At 62.5% G+C, this 21,018-nt stretch carries 21 protein-coding genes; 15 read left to right on the plus strand and 6 right to left on the minus strand.

Features of this window, described 5'->3' with window-relative positions; all coding sequences use genetic code 11:
- The first annotated feature begins 97 nt into the window (after positions 1–97).
- Complete coding sequence (locus tag E7681_RS09040) at positions 98–1,021, plus strand: DMT family transporter (protein ID WP_136338966.1); 924 nt, start codon at positions 98–100, stop codon at positions 1,019–1,021.
- A 3-nt stretch (positions 1,022–1,024) separates the two neighbouring features.
- On the opposite strand, the gene E7681_RS09045 is transcribed toward E7681_RS09040, so the two are convergent.
- From E7681_RS09045 to E7681_RS09065, 5 genes are all read right to left on the minus strand, one after another.
- Positions 1,025–2,353, minus strand: a complete 1,329-nt coding sequence (locus E7681_RS09045; RefSeq protein ID WP_136338967.1) for an NAD(P)/FAD-dependent oxidoreductase — start codon at positions 2,351–2,353, stop codon at positions 1,025–1,027.
- Entirely contained in the window at positions 2,350–3,168 is an 819-nt protein-coding gene (locus E7681_RS09050; RefSeq protein ID WP_136338968.1) for an ABC transporter permease, read from the minus strand. Before E7681_RS09050 ends, E7681_RS09045 begins: the two co-directional genes overlap by 4 nt.
- Positions 3,165–4,055, minus strand: coding sequence for an ABC transporter permease subunit (locus tag E7681_RS09055; RefSeq protein WP_136338969.1), 891 nt, complete (start codon positions 4,053–4,055; stop codon positions 3,165–3,167). Before E7681_RS09055 ends, E7681_RS09050 begins: the two co-directional genes overlap by 4 nt.
- A gap of 1 nt (position 4,056) precedes the next feature.
- Entirely contained in the window at positions 4,057–5,184 is a 1,128-nt protein-coding gene (locus tag E7681_RS09060) for an ABC transporter ATP-binding protein (RefSeq protein ID WP_136338970.1), read from the minus strand.
- A 66-nt stretch (positions 5,185–5,250) separates the two neighbouring features.
- The gene (locus tag E7681_RS09065; RefSeq protein WP_136338971.1) at positions 5,251–6,336 is read right to left on the minus strand and encodes a polyamine ABC transporter substrate-binding protein; all 1,086 of its coding nucleotides are present in this window, start codon (positions 6,334–6,336) and stop codon (positions 5,251–5,253) included.
- Between the two features lie 150 nt (positions 6,337–6,486).
- Here E7681_RS09065 and E7681_RS09070 point away from each other — a divergent pair, with 150 nt between their 5' ends.
- From E7681_RS09070 to cobO, 8 genes are all read left to right on the plus strand, one after another.
- Positions 6,487–7,182 (plus strand): GntR family transcriptional regulator, encoded by a 696-nt coding sequence (locus tag E7681_RS09070; RefSeq protein ID WP_136338972.1) that lies wholly within the window; start codon positions 6,487–6,489, stop codon positions 7,180–7,182.
- Positions 7,183–7,282: 100 nt separating this feature from the next.
- Complete coding sequence (locus E7681_RS09075) at positions 7,283–8,680, plus strand: aspartate aminotransferase family protein (protein WP_136338973.1); 1,398 nt, start codon at positions 7,283–7,285, stop codon at positions 8,678–8,680.
- A gap of 34 nt (positions 8,681–8,714) precedes the next feature.
- On the plus strand, positions 8,715–9,785 hold the full coding sequence (locus E7681_RS09080) for an SMP-30/gluconolactonase/LRE family protein (RefSeq protein WP_136338974.1): 1,071 nt from the start codon (positions 8,715–8,717) through the stop codon (positions 9,783–9,785).
- Positions 9,786–10,160: 375 nt separating this feature from the next.
- Entirely contained in the window at positions 10,161–11,264 is a 1,104-nt protein-coding gene (locus E7681_RS09085) for an ABC transporter ATP-binding protein (protein WP_136338975.1), read from the plus strand.
- Positions 11,265–11,377: 113 nt separating this feature from the next.
- Positions 11,378–12,454 (plus strand): ABC transporter substrate-binding protein, encoded by a 1,077-nt coding sequence (locus E7681_RS09090; protein ID WP_136338976.1) that lies wholly within the window; start codon positions 11,378–11,380, stop codon positions 12,452–12,454.
- Between the two features lie 96 nt (positions 12,455–12,550).
- Positions 12,551–13,843: an ABC transporter permease gene (locus E7681_RS09095; RefSeq protein ID WP_136338977.1), complete on the plus strand. Its 1,293-nt coding sequence runs from the start codon at positions 12,551–12,553 to the stop codon at positions 13,841–13,843.
- 12 nt (positions 13,844–13,855) lie between these two features.
- Positions 13,856–14,776: an ABC transporter permease gene (locus E7681_RS09100; protein WP_136338978.1), complete on the plus strand. Its 921-nt coding sequence runs from the start codon at positions 13,856–13,858 to the stop codon at positions 14,774–14,776.
- 87 nt (positions 14,777–14,863) lie between these two features.
- A complete protein-coding gene (gene cobO, locus E7681_RS09105) occupies positions 14,864–15,457 on the plus strand; it encodes a cob(I)yrinic acid a,c-diamide adenosyltransferase (RefSeq protein ID WP_136338979.1) in 594 nt (197 codons plus the stop codon).
- Positions 15,458–16,065: 608 nt separating this feature from the next.
- Here cobO and E7681_RS09110 read toward each other — a convergent pair.
- On the minus strand, positions 16,066–16,932 hold the full coding sequence (locus tag E7681_RS09110) for a branched-chain amino acid aminotransferase (protein ID WP_136338980.1): 867 nt from the start codon (positions 16,930–16,932) through the stop codon (positions 16,066–16,068).
- A gap of 178 nt (positions 16,933–17,110) precedes the next feature.
- Between E7681_RS09110 and E7681_RS09115 the strand changes: the two genes are divergently transcribed.
- The 6 genes from E7681_RS09115 to E7681_RS09140 all read left to right on the plus strand — a co-directional run bounded on the left by E7681_RS09115 (position 17,111) and on the right by E7681_RS09140 (position 21,015).
- Positions 17,111–17,608: a MarR family winged helix-turn-helix transcriptional regulator gene (locus E7681_RS09115; protein WP_136338981.1), complete on the plus strand. Its 498-nt coding sequence runs from the start codon at positions 17,111–17,113 to the stop codon at positions 17,606–17,608.
- Entirely contained in the window at positions 17,605–18,306 is a 702-nt protein-coding gene (locus E7681_RS09120; protein ID WP_136338982.1) for a response regulator, read from the plus strand. The genes E7681_RS09115 and E7681_RS09120 overlap by 4 nt, the downstream gene beginning before the upstream one ends.
- A 91-nt stretch (positions 18,307–18,397) precedes the next feature.
- On the plus strand, positions 18,398–18,892 hold the full coding sequence (locus tag E7681_RS09125) for a hypothetical protein (RefSeq protein WP_136338983.1): 495 nt from the start codon (positions 18,398–18,400) through the stop codon (positions 18,890–18,892).
- 55 nt (positions 18,893–18,947) lie between these two features.
- Positions 18,948–19,853: a histone deacetylase family protein gene (locus E7681_RS09130; protein ID WP_425471379.1), complete on the plus strand. Its 906-nt coding sequence runs from the start codon at positions 18,948–18,950 to the stop codon at positions 19,851–19,853.
- Between the two features lie 52 nt (positions 19,854–19,905).
- Complete coding sequence (locus E7681_RS09135; protein WP_136338985.1) at positions 19,906–20,148, plus strand: exodeoxyribonuclease VII small subunit; 243 nt, start codon at positions 19,906–19,908, stop codon at positions 20,146–20,148.
- The gene (locus E7681_RS09140; RefSeq protein WP_425471380.1) at positions 20,149–21,015 is read left to right on the plus strand and encodes a polyprenyl synthetase family protein; all 867 of its coding nucleotides are present in this window, start codon (positions 20,149–20,151) and stop codon (positions 21,013–21,015) included. It begins immediately after the preceding gene.
- The last annotated feature ends 3 nt before the right edge of the window (positions 21,016–21,018 follow it).

The raw sequence follows: 21,018 nt of genomic DNA on the forward strand, positions 1-21,018 counted from the left end.
CCGTTTTGGCATGGATTTCCCCAGATTCAAGGGCCTTGGCCGGATTGACCTTTGTCCACGCACGCGCCAGCCTGTCCCCACGCGCGAGAGGGACCCCATGCAACCAGTCAAAGGGATCGCACTGAAGCTGTGCTCGGTGCTGTTGTTCATCATCATGTCATCGCTGATCAAGGCGACGGCCCCGCATGTGCCACCCGGTCAGGCGGTGTTTTTCCGGTCGTTCTTTGCCATTCCGGTGATCTTTGCCTGGCTGGCGGTGCGGGGCGATCTGCGCACCGGGCTGAAAGTGCAATCGCGGCTGGCGCATTTCTGGCGCGGATTGATGGGGACGGCGGCGATGGGGTTCATGTTCGCCGGTCTGGGCCTGCTGCCGCTGCCCGAGGTGACGGCCATCGGCTATGCCGCACCGCTGCTGGTGGTCATCTTTGCGGCGATGTTCCTGAACGAGCAGGTGGGCGTGTTCCGTCTGGCCTCGGTCGCGCTGGGGCTGATGGGGGTGCTGATCATCCTGGCTCCGCGCCTGACCCTGCTGAGCGAGGAAACCGTGCAGATGACCGAGGCGGTGGGTGCAATCCTGACGCTGATGGGGGCGGTTTGCGCCGCGCTGGCGCAGATCTACGTGCGTAAGCTGGTGCAGGTCGAGCAGACCTCGGCCATCGTGTTCTATTTCTCGCTGACAGCGACGTCGCTGTCGCTGCTGACGCTGCCGTTTGGCTGGGTGATGCCCAACGGGCAAGAGGCGGCGCTGCTGGTGACGGCGGGGCTGCTGGGCGGGTTGGGGCAGATTTTCCTGACCTCGGCTTATCGGTTCGCGGGGGCGTCGGTGGTGGCGCCGTTCGACTATGCCTCGATGATTTTCGCCATCCTGATCGGCTATTTCGTGTTCGCCGAGGTGCCGACGGGCCGGATGCTGCTGGGGGCGGCCATCGTGATCAGTGCGGGCGTGTTGATCATCTGGCGCGAAAGCAGGCTGGGGCTGAAGCGTTCGAAGTCGCGCGAAGGGATGACGCCGCAGGGCTAGCGGTTACTGGCCGCTGATCGCCGCGGCGATGTAGGCGGGCAGCATCAGCATCCGGCGGTGCGCGCCCAGCGGGAAGCGTTTGGGTTCCGTCTGCATCATGGCGGGGTAATGCGGGCCGGGGTCGCGGCCCATCGCCAGCTTCGCCAGAATGGCCCCCGCATGGGTGCCCATCGCCACGCCGTTGCCGTGATAGGCAAAGCCCGCAAAGGCGCCGGGCATTTCCGGGATCGGGCCGACAAACGGTGACAGCTTGTGCGAAAACGCCAGCGCGCCGTTCCAGCTGTAGGGCGTTTCGACGTGTTTCCAGAAGGGGAAGGCGCGCTCGAACTGCTTGCGGATGCGTTTTTGCAGATTGGCGAAGGAGCGCGGGCCGGACAGCAAGCCGCCGCGCATCCCGAACAGGAATTGCCCGTTGGGCATCAGGCGGAAGTAATGCAGCAGGGTCTGATGGGTATAGGCCATCTGGGTACTGTGCCAGCCGTCGGCGATTTCCTGATCGGTCAGCGGACGGGTCACGATGACGTTGGATTGCAGCGGCAGAAAGCGGCCGCGCATCCAGTCGGGCACGTCCTCGGACGAGTAGCCGTTGGTGGCGAAGATCACCTTGTCGGCCCTGATGCGGGCCGCTGCGGTGGCCAGGCGATAGCCCTGCCCCTCGCGCTTGACGGACAGGACGGCGCTGTGGGCGTGGATCTTGGCCCCGGATTTCAGAGCGGCGCGGGCCAGACCGTCGACATACAGGCGTGGGTTCAGGCCAAAGCCGTGCGGCATGGTCAGCGCGCCGTGATAGCGCCCATTCATGCCGTGGGCGGGCAGGTCGGCCTTTTCCAGCAGGGTGGTCTGGAAGCCGTATTCGCCCTCGATCTGCGCCTGTTCCTTGCGCAGTGCCCGCATCGCGTGGGCGGAATGGGCGAGGATCGTCTCGCCCTCAGAATGGGTTTCGGCCTCGATCTGGTGGGCGGACAGCAGGCCGCGCACGGTGTCGATCGCGGCGATTTCAGTGGCGCGCCAGTGGTGCAACCCGTCCTCGCCATGTCGTTTGCGGATCATCGAACCGGGCAGGGCGGTCCCGCCCAGACAGCAGAACCCGCCGTTGCGCGCCGAAGCGCCCCAGCCGGGTGTTTCCGCCTCGAGCACGCGGACGGAAACGCCCGCCTGCGCCAGATGCAGCGCGGCGGACAGGCCGGTGAAGCCGCCGCCGACGATGGCGACCTGCGTGCGGTTTTCCCCCTGCGCCTTGGGCGTTTCGCGGGGGCCTAGCGCGGTAGGGCCCCAATAGCACGCGGCATTGGGGCCCTCGCCATAGGCGAAATCGGACAGGATGCGTTTCATGATGACCGGACGGCTGCCATCTCTTCTTGTTGCTGCTTGATCGCCGCGCGCTTGGAGATGATCGAGGCGCTGATCACCCCGACGGCGACGATCGAGATCATGATCGTGGACAGGGCGTTGATTTCCGGGCTGACGCCCAGACGCACCGCCGAGAAGATCTTGATCGGCAGGGTGGTGGCCGACGGACCGGCGGTAAACGACGCGATCACAAGGTCATCCAGCGACAGGGTGAAGGCCAGCAGCCACCCCGACACCACCGCAGGCGCGATGATCGGCAGGGTCACCAGACGGAACGCCGTGAAGGGCGAGCAGCCGAGGTCCAGCGCGGCCTCCTCTAGCGATTTGTCGAAGCTGACGAGGCGCGAGGACACCACCACCGACACGTAGCACATCGAAAAGGTCGTGTGCGCCAGGATGATGGTAAAAATGCCGCGATCCAGACCGATACCGATGAACAGCAGCAGCAGCGAAAGGCCGGTGATCACCTCGGGCATGACAAGCGGGGCGTAGATCATGCCCGAAAACAGCGTGCGGCCGTGGAACCGGCCCGCGCGGACCAGCACATAGGCGGCCATCGTGCCCAGAACCGTCGCCAGGGTCGAGCTGGCCACGCCGACGCGCAATGTCACCCATGCGGCATCAAGGAAGGCTTGGTTGGACAGCAACTCGCCATACCATTTGGTCGAGAAACCCGCCCAGACCGTCACCAGTTTGGAGGCGTTGAAGCTGTAGATGATCAGGATCACCATCGGCATGTAGAGGAAGGCAAAGCCGAAGGTCAGCGAGGTGGCGTTGAACCAGGTGAAGCGTCTCATTGGTCTTTCTCCCGCTCTTTCTGCTCGTTCCGCTGGAACAGGATGATCGGGATGATCAGCAGCAACAGCAGGACAACGGCCACGGCCGAAGCCACCGGCCAGTCGCGGTTCGAGAAGAATTCTTCCCACAGGACCTTGCCGATCATCAGCGTGCCCGAGCCACCCAGCAGCGACGGGATCACAAACTCACCCAGCGCGGGGATGAAGACCAGGAACGACCCGGCGATGATGCCGCTTTTCGACAGCGGGATCGTGACTAGCCAGAACGCTTTGAGGCGCGAACAGCCCAGATCCTCGGCCGCTTCGAGCAGCGATCCGTCCAGCTTTTCCAGCGCGGCGTAGATCGGCAGGATCATGAACGGCAGGTAGGTGTAGACGATGCCGATGTAGACGGCGGTCTTGGTGTTCAGGATCATCAGCGGTTCGGAAATCAGCCCGGTCCACAGCAGGAACTGGTTCAGGAACCCCTCTTGCGACAGGATGCCCATCCACGAATAGACGCGGATCAGAAAGCTGGTCCAGAACGGCAGGATCACCAGCATCATCAGCGTCGGGCGCCATTCGTCGGGGGCCATTGCCATGCCGTAGGCCACCGGATAGCCGACCAGCAGCGTCAGCAGGGTGGAAATGGCGGCGATCTGAAGGCTGGAGAGGTAGGATTTCCAGTAGAGCGAATCCTCGGTCAGGAAGACGAAATTCTCGAAATCCAGCTCGGCGAAGAAGGCTTTGATGCCTTCCCAACCGTCCGACAGGTCCAGCGTCGGGATGTAGGGCGGGATGGCCAGCGCTGTGTCCGACAGTGCGATTTTCAGCACGATCAGGAACGGCACCAGGAACAGCGCCAGCAGCCACACATACGGGACGGAGATGAGGAACAGGCGCCGCATCTTATTCACTCAGGACCGAGCCGCCGGTCAGCGTCCAGCTGAGCCAGACCTCGTCCTCCCAGGTGAAGGCGCGGCGCGACAGGCGGCGGGTGTTGGCGGCTTGCGCCTTGATCACCAGCCCGCCCGGAATGCGAACGTGATAGGTGGACACGTTGCCCAGATAGGCGATGTCCACGATCTGGCCCTTGATGGCGTTGACGGCGCCTTCGGGTTTGTCGGGGCTGACCGAGATCTTCTCGGGCCGGATGGCGATGAAGGCGTTTTGGCCTTCGTCCAGCTGGATCGAGGTCTTGGCGTGGAAGGGTTCATGCCCCTCGGCCCAGGCGATGTCATAGCCGTCGGCGCTGGTCTTGTGCGCCTTGCCCTGGATGATGTTCACATCCCCGATGAAGTCGGCCACGTAGACCGAGTTCGGCTCTTCGTAGATGTTGGCGGGGGTGGCGACCTGCATGATGCGGCCTTCGTCCATGACGGCAACGCGGCTGGCGACGGTCATCGCTTCTTCCTGGTCGTGGGTCACGATGACGAAGGTGGTGCCGGTCTTTTCCTGGATGTCCATCAGTTCGAACTGGGTTTCCTCGCGCAGCTTTTTGTCAAGCGCGCCAAGGGGTTCGTCCAGCAGCAGCAGTTTCGGCGCACGGGCCAGCGACCGGGCCAGGGCCACGCGCTGACGCTGGCCGCCGGAAATCTGGTGCGGCTTGCGCTTTGCGAATTTGGTCAGGCGGGTCAGGCGCAGCATGTCCTCGACGCGGGCGTTCAGCTGATCCTTGGGCATGTTCATCCGCTTCAGGCCGAAGGCGATGTTGTCCCAGACGGTCAGGTGCGGGAACAGCGCGTAGGACTGGAACATCATGTTCACCGCGCGCTCGTTCGGGGGGACGCCCGCCATGTCCTGACCTGCGATCAGGATCTGTCCCTCGGTCGGGTTCTCAAAGCCCGCCAGCATCCGCATCATCGTCGTCTTGCCGCAGCCCGACGGGCCGAGCAGGGCGAAGAATTCGCGCTCGTAAATATCCTGCGAAAGGTTGTCGATCGCGGTGAAGTCGCCAAATCGCTTGGTGACGTTCTTGAACTGGATCAGCGGCTTAGCCTGCGGATCGTTCCAGGGTGCGAAAACTGTCTGTGCCATGCCTGTGTCCCCGTCATAAAAATGGCCCGCGCAAGGGTTTGCGCGGGCCTGTTGGTTGTCCGGGTCTTACGTGCCCGACTTGATCTTGGTCCACATACGGGTCACGACGCGCTGAACCTTGGCGTCGTAGGGCGTGGTGGTGAACAGGTTGTCCAGCGCGGCGGGCGACGGATAGATCGCCGGATCGCCGATCACGTCCTCGGCCAGGAACTCTTGCGAGGCCTTGTTGCCGTTGGCGTAGTAGACGTAGTTCGAGGCCGCAGCCATGTTGTTCGCGTCCATGATGAAGTTCAGGAACACGTGCGCGCCGTGTGCGTTCGGAGCATCAACCGGAATGGCCATCTGGTCGAACCACATCTGAGCGCCTTCCTTGGGCGCGTTGTAGGCGATCTCGACGCCGTTGTCGGCCTCGGCGGCGCGGTCACGGGCCTGCAGAACGTCACCCGACCAACCCACGGCCACACAGATGTCGCCATTGGCCAGCGCGTTGATGTATTCCGAGCTGTTGAATTTCTGGATGTAGGGACGAATGGCCATGTAGACGGCCTCGGCCTTGGCGATCACGTCCGGATCGTGGCTGTTGGGGTCTTCGCCGATGTATTTCAGCGCGGCCGGGATCATCTCGGACGGCGCATCCAGGAAGTGCACGCCGCAGCCGGCCAGCTTTTCCATGTTCTCGGGCTTGAACACCAGGTCCCAGCTGTCGATCGGGGCGTCTTCGCCCAGGGCCTCTTTGACCTTGCCCAGGTTCACGCCCAGGCCGGTGGTGCCCCACATGTAGTTGATCGAGTATTCGTTGCCGGGATCGTATTGTGCGGTGCGCTTGGCGACCACGTCCCACATGTTGCCGATGTTCGGCAGCTGCGCCATGTCCAGTTTCTGGAACGCGCCCGCCTGGATCTGGCGTTGCAGGAAGGTGCCGGTGGGCACCACCACGTCATAGCCCGACCCGCCGGCCAGCAGCTTGGTCTCGAGGACTTCGTTGCTGTCGAACACGTCGTAGATCAGTTTGATGCCGGTTTCGGCTTCGAATTTGGCCAGCAGTTCTTCGTCGATATAGTCCGACCAGTTGTACACGCGCACTTCTTCTGCAGTGGCGGCCCCGGCGAACAGCGCGGCAGCGGCCGTCATAGTCAGCAGGCGTTTCATCATTGGTATACTCCCCTTGGATTTCGGGACTGTTTTTTCCCGTTCATCCAAATTTGATCAAAAATTGCCGGTCAAGGCAATATGGTAATGTTTTCACGGGTCCATTAAACTCGCAAGAAGTGGTTTGATGCATATGCGGAGAAAAGTGGCAGCATGGATGGCAACGCCCAAAAAGTGATCGGCAAAGAAACAGGGTCCGCGCGCCCTCCGGCGCATGAACTGATCTATCGGAAATTGCGCGAACAGATCCTGTTCGGAGAGATCGCTCCGGGTCAGCCGGTGACCATTCAGGGCCTGACCGAAAGGCTGGAGGCCGGCATGACCCCGGTGCGCGAAGCCATCCGCCGCCTGATCGCCGAGGGTGCGCTGGATTTCCAGGGCAACCGCCGGGTCATCGTACCCCTGCTGACTGCCGAGAATATCGCAGAAATTATCTATGCCCGTCAATGGCTTGAGTCCGATCTTGGCGCGCGTGCCACGCAGCGTGCCACGCCTGCCGACCTGGCCGATCTGACCCGTCTGGATGCGGCCCTGGATCAGGCCATCAGCCGGGGCGATCTGCAGGCATATCTGGAGTATAACTACCGTTTCCACGCCCGCATTTACCAGATGGCGGACGCGCCGATCCTGGCCTCAATGGCCGAGGGGTTGTGGCTGCGGTTCGGCCCCTCGTTGCGGGTGGTTTGCGGGCGCTTGGGCACCCAGAATTTGCCCGACCTGCACAAGGACCTTTTGGCCGCGATGCGCGCCGGTGATGCCGAAGCTGCCGCCCGCGCCTGTCAGCAGGACATGTTGCAAGGGATGGAGCAAGTCAGGGGCGTACTGACCCCTAATGCGGTCTCTGACTGATTCGATTGACAGTCGCAAATTTGATCATATTCTAGGGTCAAGCGCGCCGAACCGGCCAGTGCGGCCGGATTCGCGCATCCCCCACTAGACGAGGCCCGAGATGACGATCATCACCAATCACATGCCCACCGCGGAACTGCAGAAGCTGGACGCGGCCCACCACATGCACCCGTTCTCGACCCAGAACGAGCTGGCCGCCAAGGGCGCGCGTGTCATTACCAGCGCCGATGGCGTGTGGATTCAGGACAGCGAAGGCAACAAGATCATCGACGGCATGGCCGGTCTGTGGTGCGTGAACGTGGGCTATGGCCGTGACCGCCTGGTGCAGGCCGCCGCCCGCCAGATGGCCGAGCTGCCGTATTATAACACCTTCTTCATGACGACCCACGTCCCCGCCATCGCGCTGAGCCAGAAGCTGGCCGAAGTCGCGCCGGGCGACCTGAACCACGTGTTCTACGCGGGCTCGGGATCCGAGGCGAATGACACCAACATCCGCATGGTGCGCACCTACTGGGCGGAAAAAGGCAAACCGACCAAAAAAATCATCATCAGCCGGAAGAATGCCTATCATGGCTCGACTCTGGGCGGGGCCTCGCTGGGCGGTATGGGCGGAATGCACGCACAAGGCGGCCTGCCGATTCCCGACGTTTATCACATCGACCAGCCCAACTGGTGGGCCGAAGGCGGCGACATGTCCCCCGAGGAATTCGGGCTGGAACGCGCGCGCCAGCTGGAGCAAGCGATCCACGATCTGGGCGAGGACAACGTTGCGGCCTTCATCGCGGAACCGGTGCAGGGCGCGGGCGGCGTGATCGTCCCGCCCGAGACCTACTGGCCGGAAATCAAACGCATTTGTGACAAGTACGAAATCCTGCTGATCGCGGACGAGGTGATCTGTGGTTTCGGCCGTACCGGCAACTGGTTCGGCTCTGAGACCGTGGGCTGGACCCCGGATATCATGACCATCGCCAAGGGGCTGTCCTCGGGGTATCAGCCGATCGGCGGCTCGATCGTGAATGACGAGGTCGCCAGTGTGATCGGCGCCTGCGAGTTCAACCACGGCTATACCTATAACGCCCACCCGGTGGCCGCTGCCGTAGCGCTGGAAAACATCAACATCCTGCAAGAGGAAAAGGTCGTCGAGTACGTCCGTGACGACATCGCCCCCTATCTGAAACAGAAGTGGGAGGCTCTGGCCGACCACCCGATGGTGGGCGAAGCCAAGATCGTGGGCATGATGGGCTCGATCGCGCTGACGCCGCACAAAGAAAGCCGCGCCAAGTTCGCCGCCGATGCGGGCTCTGTGGGTTACATTTGCCGCGAGCGGTGCTTTGCCAACAACCTGATCATGCGCCACGTCGGTGACCGTATGATCATCAGCCCGCCGCTGGTGATCACTCGCGCCGAGGTCGATGTTCTGATCGAGCGCGCGGTAAAGTCGCTTGACGAGGGGATGGCTCGCGTTAAGGATGCAGGCTTGTGGGAGGCGGCCAACTAAGCACACAACCGCCCTCCCGTTGAAGGAGTGGTTGATGCGGTCTGTTTTGGGGCTTTGGGGGATCGTCGCGGCGGTCTGTGCGGGATATTTGGCTTATTGGCCGGTGCCTGCGCAGCCAGAAAGCTGGGAAGCCCCCCATAACCCCGGATACATCGACGCGTTTGCCCCGAACGACCGGCTGGGTCAGTTGGAATTCCTGGACCTGGCCGGGCGCAAAGGCCCCGAGGACGTGGCCATCGGGCCTGACGGCCTGCTGTATGTCGCCACCCATGACGGAGAGATCCTGCGCCTTGCCCAATCCGGCGGCGCGGCCGAGGTGTTCGCGCAGACGAACGGGCGGCCGCTGGGGCTGGAGTTCGGGCCGAATGGCACGCTCTATGTTGCGGATGCCTATCGCGGGCTGCTGGCGATCACGCCGGACGGGGCCGTTCGCCTGCTGGCCGACCATGCGGATGGCACGCCAATCCTTTACGCCGATGATGTGGACGTGGCCGAGGATGGCACCGTCTATTTCACCGATGCCTCGACCCGTTTCGGGGCCGAGGCGAATGGCGGCACGCTGCGCGCCTCGGTGCTGGACCTGTTGGAACATTCGGACAACGGGCGCGTGTTGAAATACGACCCGGTGACCGAGCAGACGACGCTGTTCAGCGACGGCCTGACCTTTCCCAATGGCCTGGCGGTGGGGCCAGACGGCAGCGTCTATGTCGTCGAGACGGGCACCTACAGCGTCTGGCGCTATGCCCCCGATGGCAGTCAGCGCGAGCTGGTAATCGGCCGGTTGCCGGGCTTTCCAGACAACATCAACCCGGCACAGGATGGTTCGTTCTGGGTTGGTCTGGTCAGCCCGCGCAACGCTCTGATGGACAAACTCTCGGACCGTCCCGGCCTGCGACGGGCGATTCTGCGGCTGCCTGACTCGATGAAACCCGCGCCGGAGCGCTACGGATTCGTGCTGCGAATCGCGGCAGATGGCACCGTGCTGGAGACATTGCAGGACCCCTCGGGCGGCTATGCGCTGACCACGGGGGCCGTGACGGCCGCTGACGGCAGCGTTTTCGTGTCCTCGCTGACCGAGTCCCGGCTGGGTGTGCTGCGCCCCTGAGATAACCTTGCGTAAGCGCCCAAAACATGAGCGCCCCTTGCGTGGGGGTGGTCAGGCTTTGCCCCGGCCAAAGGGTGTCGCGAAAAAATGTCGGAAATTGCCTAAAAGCGTCGCGGCGAACCCCTGAACGTCGGGTAAGGGGTGCCAATCTGACGCTGTTCTTCGGCCTGCGGTGGGTCCGGAAAAACGGCGCAAAGAACGCCGTCCGGGCGAGTCGTTGCCGTGGCAGGAGAATTGGCTGCTTATCGTTCTATTTTCGGGCGGATGTCCTGCAAGTTCACGAAATTCGGTCGCTTTGGGTGTTGAAAATCGGTCGTGCTTCGTGTTGGCTGATGCTCAGCAAATAAACAAAAAACAGAACCCACGGGGGGTCTCTTGCCTGACACAACGCCGAAAGACGGTTTCGTCATCTTTGACCGTGTCCAAAAAAGCTATGACGGCGAAACACTTGTCGTCAAAGATTTGAACCTATCCATGCCCAAGGGCGAATTCCTGACGATGCTTGGACCGTCGGGCTCGGGCAAGACAACTTGTCTGATGATGTTGGCCGGGTTCGAAACCGCCACGCATGGCGAAATCCTGCTGGATGGAAAACCGATCAACAACATCCCGCCGCACAAGCGCGGTATCGGGATGGTGTTCCAGAACTATGCTCTGTTCCCGCACATGACCGTGGCCGAAAACCTGTCCTTCCCGCTGGAAGTGCGGGGCATGGGCAAGTCCGAGCGCGAGGAAAAGATCAAGCGCGCGCTGGACATGGTGCAGATGGGGGCCTTTGGCAACCGCCGCCCCGCTCAACTGTCGGGCGGTCAGCAGCAACGTATCGCGCTGGCCCGTGCGCTGGTGTTCCAGCCCGAGCTGGTGCTGATGGACGAACCGCTGGGCGCACTGGACAAACAGCTGCGCGAACACATGCAGTTCGAAATCACCCGTCTGGCGCACGAGCTGGGCATCACCACCGTCTACGTGACCCACGACCAGACCGAGGCGCTGACCATGTCGGACCGCGTCGCCGTGTTTGACGATGGCCGTATTCAACAGCTGGCCCCGCCGGATGTCCTGTACGAAGAACCGCAGAACAGCTTTGTCGCGCAGTTCATCGGCGAGAACAACACGCTGGAAGGCACCGTTGTCGAGATGAAGGGCACCGATCGCTGCGTGGTCAAACTGACCGACGGAGAGCTGATCGACGCCAAGCCGGTCAACGTATCGAAGCCGGGCGAAAAGACCCGCGTCTCGATCCGCCCGGAACGTGTCGAGTTCAACAAGGACCGCCTGCAGCCCGGCGCGCACACGCTGAAAGCCGAGGTGCTGGAGTTCATCTACATGGGCGATATCTTCCGCACGCGTCTGCGGGTTGCTGGCAATGACGATTTCGTCGTCAAGACCCGTAACGCCCCCGACCAGGTTCGCCTGACCCCCGGTCAGCAGATCCAGATCGGCTGGCTGCCGGGCGATTGCCGGGCACTGGACGCCTGAGTTTCTCGCGGACCCGGCTAGCCCGGGTTCGCGATGTTCAAGGAGGGGTGGACATGTTGCCCGTTTCGCCGCCTCTGAAATCCAATCGACGGGCATCAAAGGGAGTTATGATAATGAAGCTCAAGACTGCACTTCTGGCATCGGCACTGACCGCCGTTGCCTTTGCCGCGCAGGCTCAGGAAGTCACCGTGATGTCGTGGGGCGGCGCCTACACGAAGTCGCAGGTGGAAGCCTACCACAAGCCGTTCACCGCAGAGACCGGCATCAAGGTCGTCTCGATCGACGCCGACAACCCCGGCACCCCGATCAAGGCACAGGTCGAAGCCGGCAACGTGTCGGTCGACGTGGCTGACGTGGAATACTCGGACGCCGTTCGTCTGTGCGACGAAGGCCTGCTGGAAACCATCGATCTGTCGATGCTGCCGCCGGCACCAGATGGCACCCCCGCCTCCGAAGACTTCATCGATGGCGCTCTGACCGATTGCGCTGTTGCGAACATCGTGTGGTCGACCGTCGTGTCGTACAACGCGAACGCGTTCTCGGGCGACAAGCCGACCACCATCGCGGATTTCTTCGACACCGCCAAGTTCCCCGGCAAGCGCGGCCTGCGTAAGTCGGCCAAGGCGACCCTGGAAATGGCTCTGATGGGCGATGGCGTCCCCGCTGGCGAAGTTTACGCCCTGCTGGAAACTGATGCAGGCGTCGACCGTGCCTTTGCTGCACTGGACAAGATCAAGTCGGACATCGTCTGGTGGGAAGCCGGCGCACAGCCGCCGCAGCTGCTGGCCGACGGCGAAGTCGCCATGTCGACCGCGTATAACGGCCGTATCTTCAACGCTGCCGTTGCTGAAAACCAGCCGCTGGTCGTGATCTGGGACGGCCAGATGATGGACTTCGACCTGTTCGTTGTGCCCAAAGGCGCCCCGAACAAGGAAAACGCGATGAAGTTCATCGCCTTCGCAACCGACACCCAGCGTCTGGCCGATCAGGCTTCGTGGATCTCGTACGGTCCTGCACGTAAGTCGTCGGGCGCAATGGTGGGCAAGTACTCGGACGGCAAGACCGAGATGGCACCCCACATGCCGACCGCAGCTGCGAACCTGAGCAACGCTCTGGTCAACAACTTCGAGTTCTGGGTCGACAAGGACGCCGAGCTGAACGAGCGCTTCAACGCCTGGCTGGCGAAGTAATCGCACGGAGGCCCCCGGCCTGACCGGGGGCACCCATCACTGCAGGGCACGGGCCGACAAAGGCCCGGCCCACCACGGGGAAAGGTGCAATCCAAGATGACCGACGCAAGTGCGAACGGACAGCTTCTGACTACTGCCGACGGCAAACCGCTGAAGCGGGCGCTGGCAAAGGCGCAGGCCCATGCAAAACGCCGGGCTTTCTTTCTGGTGCTGCCGCTTCTGGCCTTCATCCTGATCACGTTCGTGATGCCGATCGGTCAAATGCTGCATAAATCCTTTTATAACGAAGGGTTTACCGTCAACGAGGATATCGGCTCGGGCGTTCGCACCCCGATCATGACGAATTTGAAAACGTGGTTCGATGCGAACCCGTTGGGCACCGAACCGGACGAGGCCGCCTATGCTGCGCTGGCCGCCGACTTGGTTGTCCTGAAGGATCTGCGCGCTGCTGGCCAGGCCGGCACCCGGATCAACTATGAAAAATCCGGCTCGCGCTCGATGTTCACCAAGGCCGCGCGTGGGGCCGAAAAGCTGAAACCGCCCTTCAAAGAGGCGATCATCAAGCTGGACAAAGACTGGGCCGACCCCGAGCTGTGGCGCGTGATGCGCGATGCGACCTCGGCCTATACCGCGAATTTCTATCTGGCCGCTATCGACCGCACCAAGGATGTGAACGGCAATATCGTGAACGTGGAGGAAGCGCGTCAGGTCTATGTGAAGCTGTTCTGGCGCACGCTGAAACTGTCGATCATGATCACGCTGATGACCTTTATCCTGGCGTATCCGATCGCGCATCTGCTGGCGACACTGCCGCTGCGCTACTCGAACCTGCTGATGATCCTGGTGTTGCTGCCGTTCTGGACCTCGTTGCTGGTGCGAACAACAAGCTGGATGATTTTGCTGCAATCCCAAGGGGTTGTGAACGATGCCCTGGTCGGCATGGGCCTGCTTGGCGACGAGAACCGCCTGCAGATGATGTATAACCAGATGGGCACGATGGTTGCGATGACGCATATCCTGCTGCCTTTCATGGTTCTGCCGCTGTACTCGGTGATGCGTCCGATCAACCCGTCCTATGTGCGCGCCGCGCGCAGTCTGGGTGCAACCAGCTGGACCGCGTTCCGCCGGATCTACTTTCCGCAGACGGCACCGGGGATCGGTGCGGGCGCGCTGTTGGTGTTCATTCTGGCGGTTGGCTACTACATCACCCCGGCGCTGGTCGGTGGCGCGGATGGTCAGCTGATCTCGAACCTGATCGCGTTCCACATGCAGAAATCGCTGAACTGGTCCCTTGCGGCCGCGCTGGCGGCGATCCTGCTGGGTTGCGTCATGGTTCTGTACTGGCTGTACGATCGACTGATCGGCATCGATAACCTGAAACTGGGCTAAGGAGAGACACGTATGGCACTTCCGTCTTATGCCGATCCGCTGGAGAAAGCCTGGCACTACGCCTACCTGGTGATCTGCGGTCTGATCTTCCTGTTCCTGATCGCGCCGATCCTGGTGGTGATCCCGCTCAGCTTCAACGCGGAACCGTATTTTACCTTTACCGACAAGATGTTGGCCTTTGACGCCGAGGGATACTCGACGCGCTGGTACGACCTGCTGCTGACCTTTGGGATGCTGGCCCCCGACGCCCCGCGCGACACCAGTTGGTGGGCGGATGCCTGGGAAAACGCCGCGTGGATCAATGCTGCAAAGAACTCGGTCATCATCGGTTTCTTCTCGACGATCCTGGCGACGGGTCTGGGCACCGTGGCCGCACTGGGCCTGTCCCGCCCCGAGATGCCGGCACGCCGGGTCATCATGGCGATCCTGATCTCGCCGATGATCGTGCCAATCATCATCGTCGCGACGGGTCTGTTCTTCTTCTACTCGGCGATCTCGATCCAGGATTGGGGCATCCCCTATCTGGGCGTCGTTCTGGCCCACGCCACGCTGGGGATTCCCTTTGTTATCATCACGGTAACGGCCACGCTGGTGGGCTTTGACCACTCGCTGACCCGCGCCGCGGCCAGCATGGGCGCCGATCCGGTGACCACGTTCCGCCGCGTGCAGATGCCGCTGATCCTGCCGGGCGTGATCTCGGGCGCGCTGTTCGCCTTCGTCACCTCGTTCGACGAAGTGGTGGTGGTGCTGTTCGTCGGCGGCTTGGATGAACAAACGATCCCGCGCCAGATGTGGAACGGTATCCGCGAGCAAATCAGCCCGGCGATCCTGTCCGTGGCGACGATCCTGGTGCTGATCTCGATCGCGCTGTTGGCCACGGTCGAGCTGCTGCGCCGCCGCTCGGAACGTCTGCGTGGCATGAGCCCGTCCTGATTTTCCAAGCGTTTTCAAAAAGATGAAGGCCGGGGTGGCAATCCCCGGCCTTTGTTGTATCAGGGCAGCGCGACACAGGAGACCGACATGAGCGACGATCACAAGCAGAAGATGCAGGCGATGCAAAAGGCCCACCGCGACAAGGTGGCTGAGGCCCAGGACCCCGATCGCGGGCTGGTGCTGATCCACACCGGAAACGGCAAAGGCAAGTCCTCGTCGGCCTTTGGCGTGATCGTTCGGGCGCTGGGTTGGAAGAAAACCGTGGGTGTCGTGCAGTTCATCAAGGGCAGCTGGATCACCGGAGAACGCCAATTTTTTCAACGGCTTGGCGGAATCGACTGGCACACGATGGGCGAGGGTTTCACCTGGGACACGCAGGACCGCGACCGTGATATCGCCGCTGCGACGGCGGCCTTTGCCAAAGCGTGCGAGATGATGGAAAGCGGCAATTACGACCTGATCGTGCTGGACGAGATCAATATTGCCCTGCGGTATCAGTACCTTACGCCGGAACAAGTGCTGGAGGGGTTGCAGCGCCGCGCGGGCCGGACCAGCGTGATCCTGACGGGGCGCGACGCGCCGCAACTGCTGTGTGATTACGCCGATCTGGTCACCGAAATGACCGAGGTGAAGCATCCCTATCAGGCCGGAATCAAGGCGCAGCGCGGCGTCGATTTCTGAGTGGGAACGAGGCTGTCACGCCTCGTTATCTTGATTGCAACCACAGGGTATGCCCACATATTACAAGTTGTCGAGTAGGTCCCGGACGCCTAAATTGTGACTCGGGCTGAGTGCACCACAAGACATAGGGTCTCAGCGTTGTAGGATGCTCGGAAACAAAAACGTCGAGGGCAAAGCCCCCGACGTAATGTCGCCAATCCTTGGCTAAGTGCTATCCAGGCACAGTTCTGAGTTTGCTCAGAAACGTGTTGCAAGGTCAAGGATTGGTAAAACCAAACGCGCACCGGGTGGTTGCGTGAACAAAGAGGTTATGACCATGCAAAAATATGTCGTGGTATTGAAAGAAACTCAGCGTACGTCAGAAGCACAAACCCAAAAGTGTGTGCGTAGTTTTTCTGGATGGAAGCAACTGTCTGAGAGTACATGGCTTATTTGTACTTCTCATTCCCAAGAGTGGGTGCAGAACTGGTTCGAGCGCTCGCTAAACTCGCCAATGTCGATATTGGCAGTGAAAACCGAAATCCAACCTATCTGCTAAGTTTGTTGGTCTATGACCTACAAATGAAAACGCCGGCCATGGGGGCCGGCGCTGTCGGGATCAGGTGCGATCAGCTGCGCACCAGTTTCTCGTACGCGTCCGAGATTTCGCGGGTCAGCGCGCCGACCTCGAACGTCCAGTCGCCGATCTGGCCCACGGGGGTGACCTCGGCGGCCGAGCCGGTCAGCCAGCACTGCTCGAAGCTGTCCAGCTCCTCGGGGAGGATGTGGCGCTCGTGGACGGTGATGCCCTTTTCCTTCAGCATGCCGATGACGGTCTGGCGGGTCAGGCCGTTCAGGATCGCGTCGGGCAGCGGGGTGTGGACCTCTCCGTCCTTGACGAAGAAGATGTTGGCGCCGGTCGCTTCGGCGACGTAGCCGCGGTAGTCAAAGAACATCGCGTCCGAGCAGCCCTTGGCCTCGGCGGCGTGCTTGGACATGGTGCAGATCATGTAAAGACCGGCAGCCTTGGCCGAAGTCGGGATGGTCTCGGGCGAGGGGCGTTTCCACTTGGCCACGTCCAGCTTGGCGCCCTTCATCTTGGCGTCGCCGTAATAGCTGCCCCATTCCCAGGCGGTGACGGCCATGCGGACCTTGTTGCGGCGGGCGGACACGCCCATGTCTTCGCCGGCACCACGCCATGCGACGACGCGCACATAGGCGTCGGTCAGGCCGTTGGCGTCCAGCACCGCGCGCTTGGCGGCCTCGATTTCATCGACGGTGTAGGGGATCGGCATGTCCATCATTTCACCGGAACGCAGCAGACGCTCGGAGTGTTTGCGCGACAGGAAGATCTTGCCGTTGTAGCAACGCTCGCCCTCGAACACCGACGAGGCGTAGTGCAGCGCGTGGGTCAGGATATGGACCTTGGCGTCGCGCCAATCCACCATCTGCCCATCCATCCAGATCTTTCCGTCACGATCATCATATGTCGACATAAACACTCCTCCAGCGCAGCGAGACTTTTCGAAAATTGCGCTTGTAACGTCCAGACGGGACATTTTATTGCGCCAAACCTTGGACTCGGTATCAAGTTAGACTTGGAATGTCAATAAGACTGACTTAAGCTGACCCGGGCGCGAGGATTTGAACACGTATGCGATAAAAGGGGCAGTCATGTCTGACGTCACGACCGGTGAAAACCTTCTTTTCCTGACCGACGAACAGCTACGGCAGGGGATCGAGGCGATGTATTTCGCCTACAGGGGGTTCACGGCCGACCCGGACCGCATTCTGGCGGGGCTGGCTTATGGGCGGGCGCATCACCGGGCGATCCACTTCATCAATCGCGCGCCGGGGACGACCGTCAACAACCTGCTGATCCTGTTGGGGGTGACGAAACAGTCGCTGAACCGCGTGCTGCGCTCGTTGGTCGAGGACGGGCTGGTCGAAAGCCGCGTGGGCGTTGCCGACAAGCGCGAGCGGCACCTGTTCCTGACCGACGCCGGAGAGGCGCTGGAGCGCAAGCTGTCGGACGCACAACGCGCGCGGATGCGGGCGGCCTATCGCGCGGCGGGGCCGCAGGCGGTGGCGGGCTTCCGTCAGGTGCTGGAAGCGATGATGGACCCCGACATGCGGCGCAAGTATCATGCCCTCAGGGAGAGTGGTGCATGAGTGATGTGGAGCCCCACCTGCTGATCGTTGATGACGATGAGCGTATTCGGGGATTGTTGCAGAAATACTTGATCCGGAACGGTTTTCTGGTCTCGGCTGCGCGCGACGCGGCGCATGCGCGGCGTCTGCTGTCGGGGCTGGAGTTCGACCTGATCGTGATGGACGTGATGATGCCGGGCGAGGACGGGATCAGCCTGACCCGCGCCTTGCGGCAGGACATCCGCACGCCGATCCTGCTGCTGACCGCGCGGGGCGAGACCGAGGATCGCATCAAGGGGCTGGAGGCCGGGGCGGACGACTACCTGGCCAAGCCGTTCGAGCCAAAAGAGCTGTTGCTGCGGATCAACGCGATTCTGCGGCGGATGCCCGAGGTCATGGTGGCCGACACCGCGCCCAAGGTGCTGACCTTGGGGCCGTTCCGCTATGACATCGACCGAGGAGAGCTGTGGCAGGGCGACGCCCCGGTGCGGCTGACGGCGACGGAAAGCCAGCTGATGCGAATCTTTGCCGCCCGCCCGAACGAGCCGATCACCCGCACCAAGCTGGTCGAGGAGCTGGGGCGCGACCGGGGGCAGGCTCAGGAACGGGCGGTGGACGTGCAGATCACCCGGCTGCGGCGCAAGATCGAGGGCGACCCCAAGCAGCCGCGCTATTTGCAGACGGTGCGCGGCGCGGGCTATATGCTGGCCCCCGACTGAGCAGGTTTTTCCCTGCGGCTGCGGCAGACGTGCTAGATTGGCCCCACGGGGCCAGCACATGCACGCGCGCCCCGATCAGGGGGAGGAAGTCATGGAATTCAAACGTTTCGTCGCGGCTCTGTCCGTGGCCTCGGCGCTGTGCGCGCCGGTGCAGGCGCAAGAGCTGGTGTTCTGGGGCGAGGGCGGCGGCTGGGATATTCTGGTCGACCCAAGCCTGGGCAATGGCTGCCTGATCCAGGCCGAGTTCACCAACGGCGTACTGGTGCGGATCGGGTTCGACCGGCTGGAGGGCATGGGCTATCTGACCGCGTTCCACGAAAACTGGGGCGATATCGTCGAGGGCGAGATGTACGACATCTCGTTCGATCTGGACGGACAGTCCTATGACGGCGTGGCCAAGGGGATGTATCTGGACGGCGTGCCGGGTGCGGACATCCTGTTCGACAACTCGGATTTCCTGTGGGACATCGCGGCGCGCCAGACCATGACGCTGTATAACGACAGCGGAGAGGTGATGGTGATCGACCTGACCGGCACGATGGTGGCGCTGGAAGGGGCGATCGACTGCCAGAACGAGCAGGGCTGAGCGGGCGACGGCCGTCGGATTGAGTATTTTTCATCAGAAAGAAGGGAGGGGCGGTTTGGCGACTGGTCTGTTCATGCATAGCGATTGTTTGGGGCATGTGACTCCGCGTGGGCATCCCGAGCAGGTGGCGCGTCTGGGGGCCGTCAAGGCGGCGCTGGAGGGGTTGGCGCTGGAGCGGAGGGAGGCCCCGTTGGGGACGGACGCGCAGATCTTGCTGTGTCATCCCGAGGCGTATTTGCGGCGGATCGAGGCGGCGGAGCCGGAGAGCGGCGTGGTTGCGCTGGACGAGGATACCTGGATGTCGGCGGGGTCCATGCAAGCGGCGCGGCGCGCGGTGGGGGGCGTTTGTGCGGCCGTCGATGCGGTGCTGGCGGGCGAGATGCGCAATGCCTTTGTGGCGTGCCGGCCGCCGGGGCACCATGCCGAGACCGAGCGGCAGATGGGGTTCTGTTTGTTCGGCAATGTCGCGATCGGGGCGAAGCACGCCTTGGCGCAGGGGGTGGAGCGGGTCGCCATCGTGGATTTCGACGTGCATCACGGCAATGGCACGCAGGATCTGCTGTGGAATGAGCAGGGCGCGCTGTTCTTTTCCTCGCACCAGTCGCCGTTGTGGCCGGGGACCGGGGCCGAGGGTGAGCGTGGGGCCTATGACCAGGTGGTGAACTTGCCGTTGGCGCCGGGCTCGGGCGGGGCCGAGATGCGGCGGGTCTACGAGGCGCGGGTGTTCCCGATGCTGGAGGCGTTTGATCCGGGGTTGCTGTTGATCTCGGCCGGGTTCGATGCGCATCGGGCCGATCCGCTGGCGCAGCTGAACTGGGAGGTCGAGGATTACGTCTGGCTGACCGAGCGGCTGCGCGATGTCGCCGGGGGGCGGGTCGTGTCGGTGCTGGAGGGCGGCTATGATCTGGAGGCGCTGGGCGCAAGCGTGGCGGCGCATGTTCAGGCGTTGATGGCGAATTGAACCTGCCCGCCCGCGCCGTTATGGTGGCGGCGAAACCTGTCAGGAGGCTTTTATGACCGACCGCCCCGTAACTGAAATGTCGTTCGAAGACGCGATGGCCGAGCTTGAGAAAGTCGTGGAGGAGCTGGAGCAGGGCAGGGCCACGTTGGAGAACTCGATCAAGCTGTACCAGCGTGGGGCTGAACTAAAGGAACGCTGCACGACCACGCTGAATGAGGCCGAGGAAAAGGTCGCCGTCATCACTCAGGATGCGGATGGCAATGCGGTCGGTCTGAAAAAGGTGGACGATTTTTAAGTGTTCCAGACGGTTCTGAGGGACGCGGCCAGCCGGGTGCAGGCGCATCTGGACGCCGTGATGGCGCCGATGGGCGATGTGCCGGTCGTGGACGCGATGCGCTATGCCAGCGCGGGGGGCAAGCGGTTGCGCGCCTTTCTGGTGCTGGAATCGGCGCGGCTGCACGGGATCGGGCCGGAGCAGGCGATCTGGGCGGCGGCGGCGGTCGAGGCGTTGCATGCCTACTCGCTGGTGCATGACGATCTGCCCTGCATGGATGACGACGATTTGCGCCGGGGGCTGCCCACCGTGCACAGGCAATGGGACGAGGCGACGGCCGTTCTGGCGGGCGATGCGCTGCAATCGCTGGCGTTCGAGCTGCTGTCGCGCCCCGAGATGGGCGAGGCCCAACAGCGCGCCGATCTGGTGCTGGGCATGGCGCGGGCCGTGGGGGCGCAGGGGATGGTGTTGGGGCAGGCGCTGGACATTGCTGCCGAAACCGCTGACACGCCGCTGACGTTGGCGCAGATCACGGAATTGCAGGCGGGCAAGACGGGCGCGCTGATCGAGTGGTCGGCGACGGTGGGGCCGGTGATGGCGGGGGCGGATGTTGCGCCGCTGCGGGCCTATTCACGGGCGCTGGGGCTGGCCTTTCAGATCGCGGACGACATATTGGATGTCGAGGGCGATGCCGAAACCGTGGGCAAGGCCGTGGGCAAGGATGCCGAGGCCGGCAAGGCGACATTCGTGTCCTTGCTGGGGCTGGAGGGCGCCAAGGCCCGTGCGCAGGCTTTGATTGACGAAGCGTGCCAGGCGCTGGCACCCTATGCGGAAGAGGCGGAAACCTTGCGGGAAGCGGCGCGTTTCGTTATCTCGCGTCAAAGCTAATTG

This window comes from Thalassobius vesicularis, assembly GCF_004799325.1.
Classification (GTDB): domain Bacteria; phylum Pseudomonadota; class Alphaproteobacteria; order Rhodobacterales; family Rhodobacteraceae; genus Thalassobius; species Thalassobius vesicularis.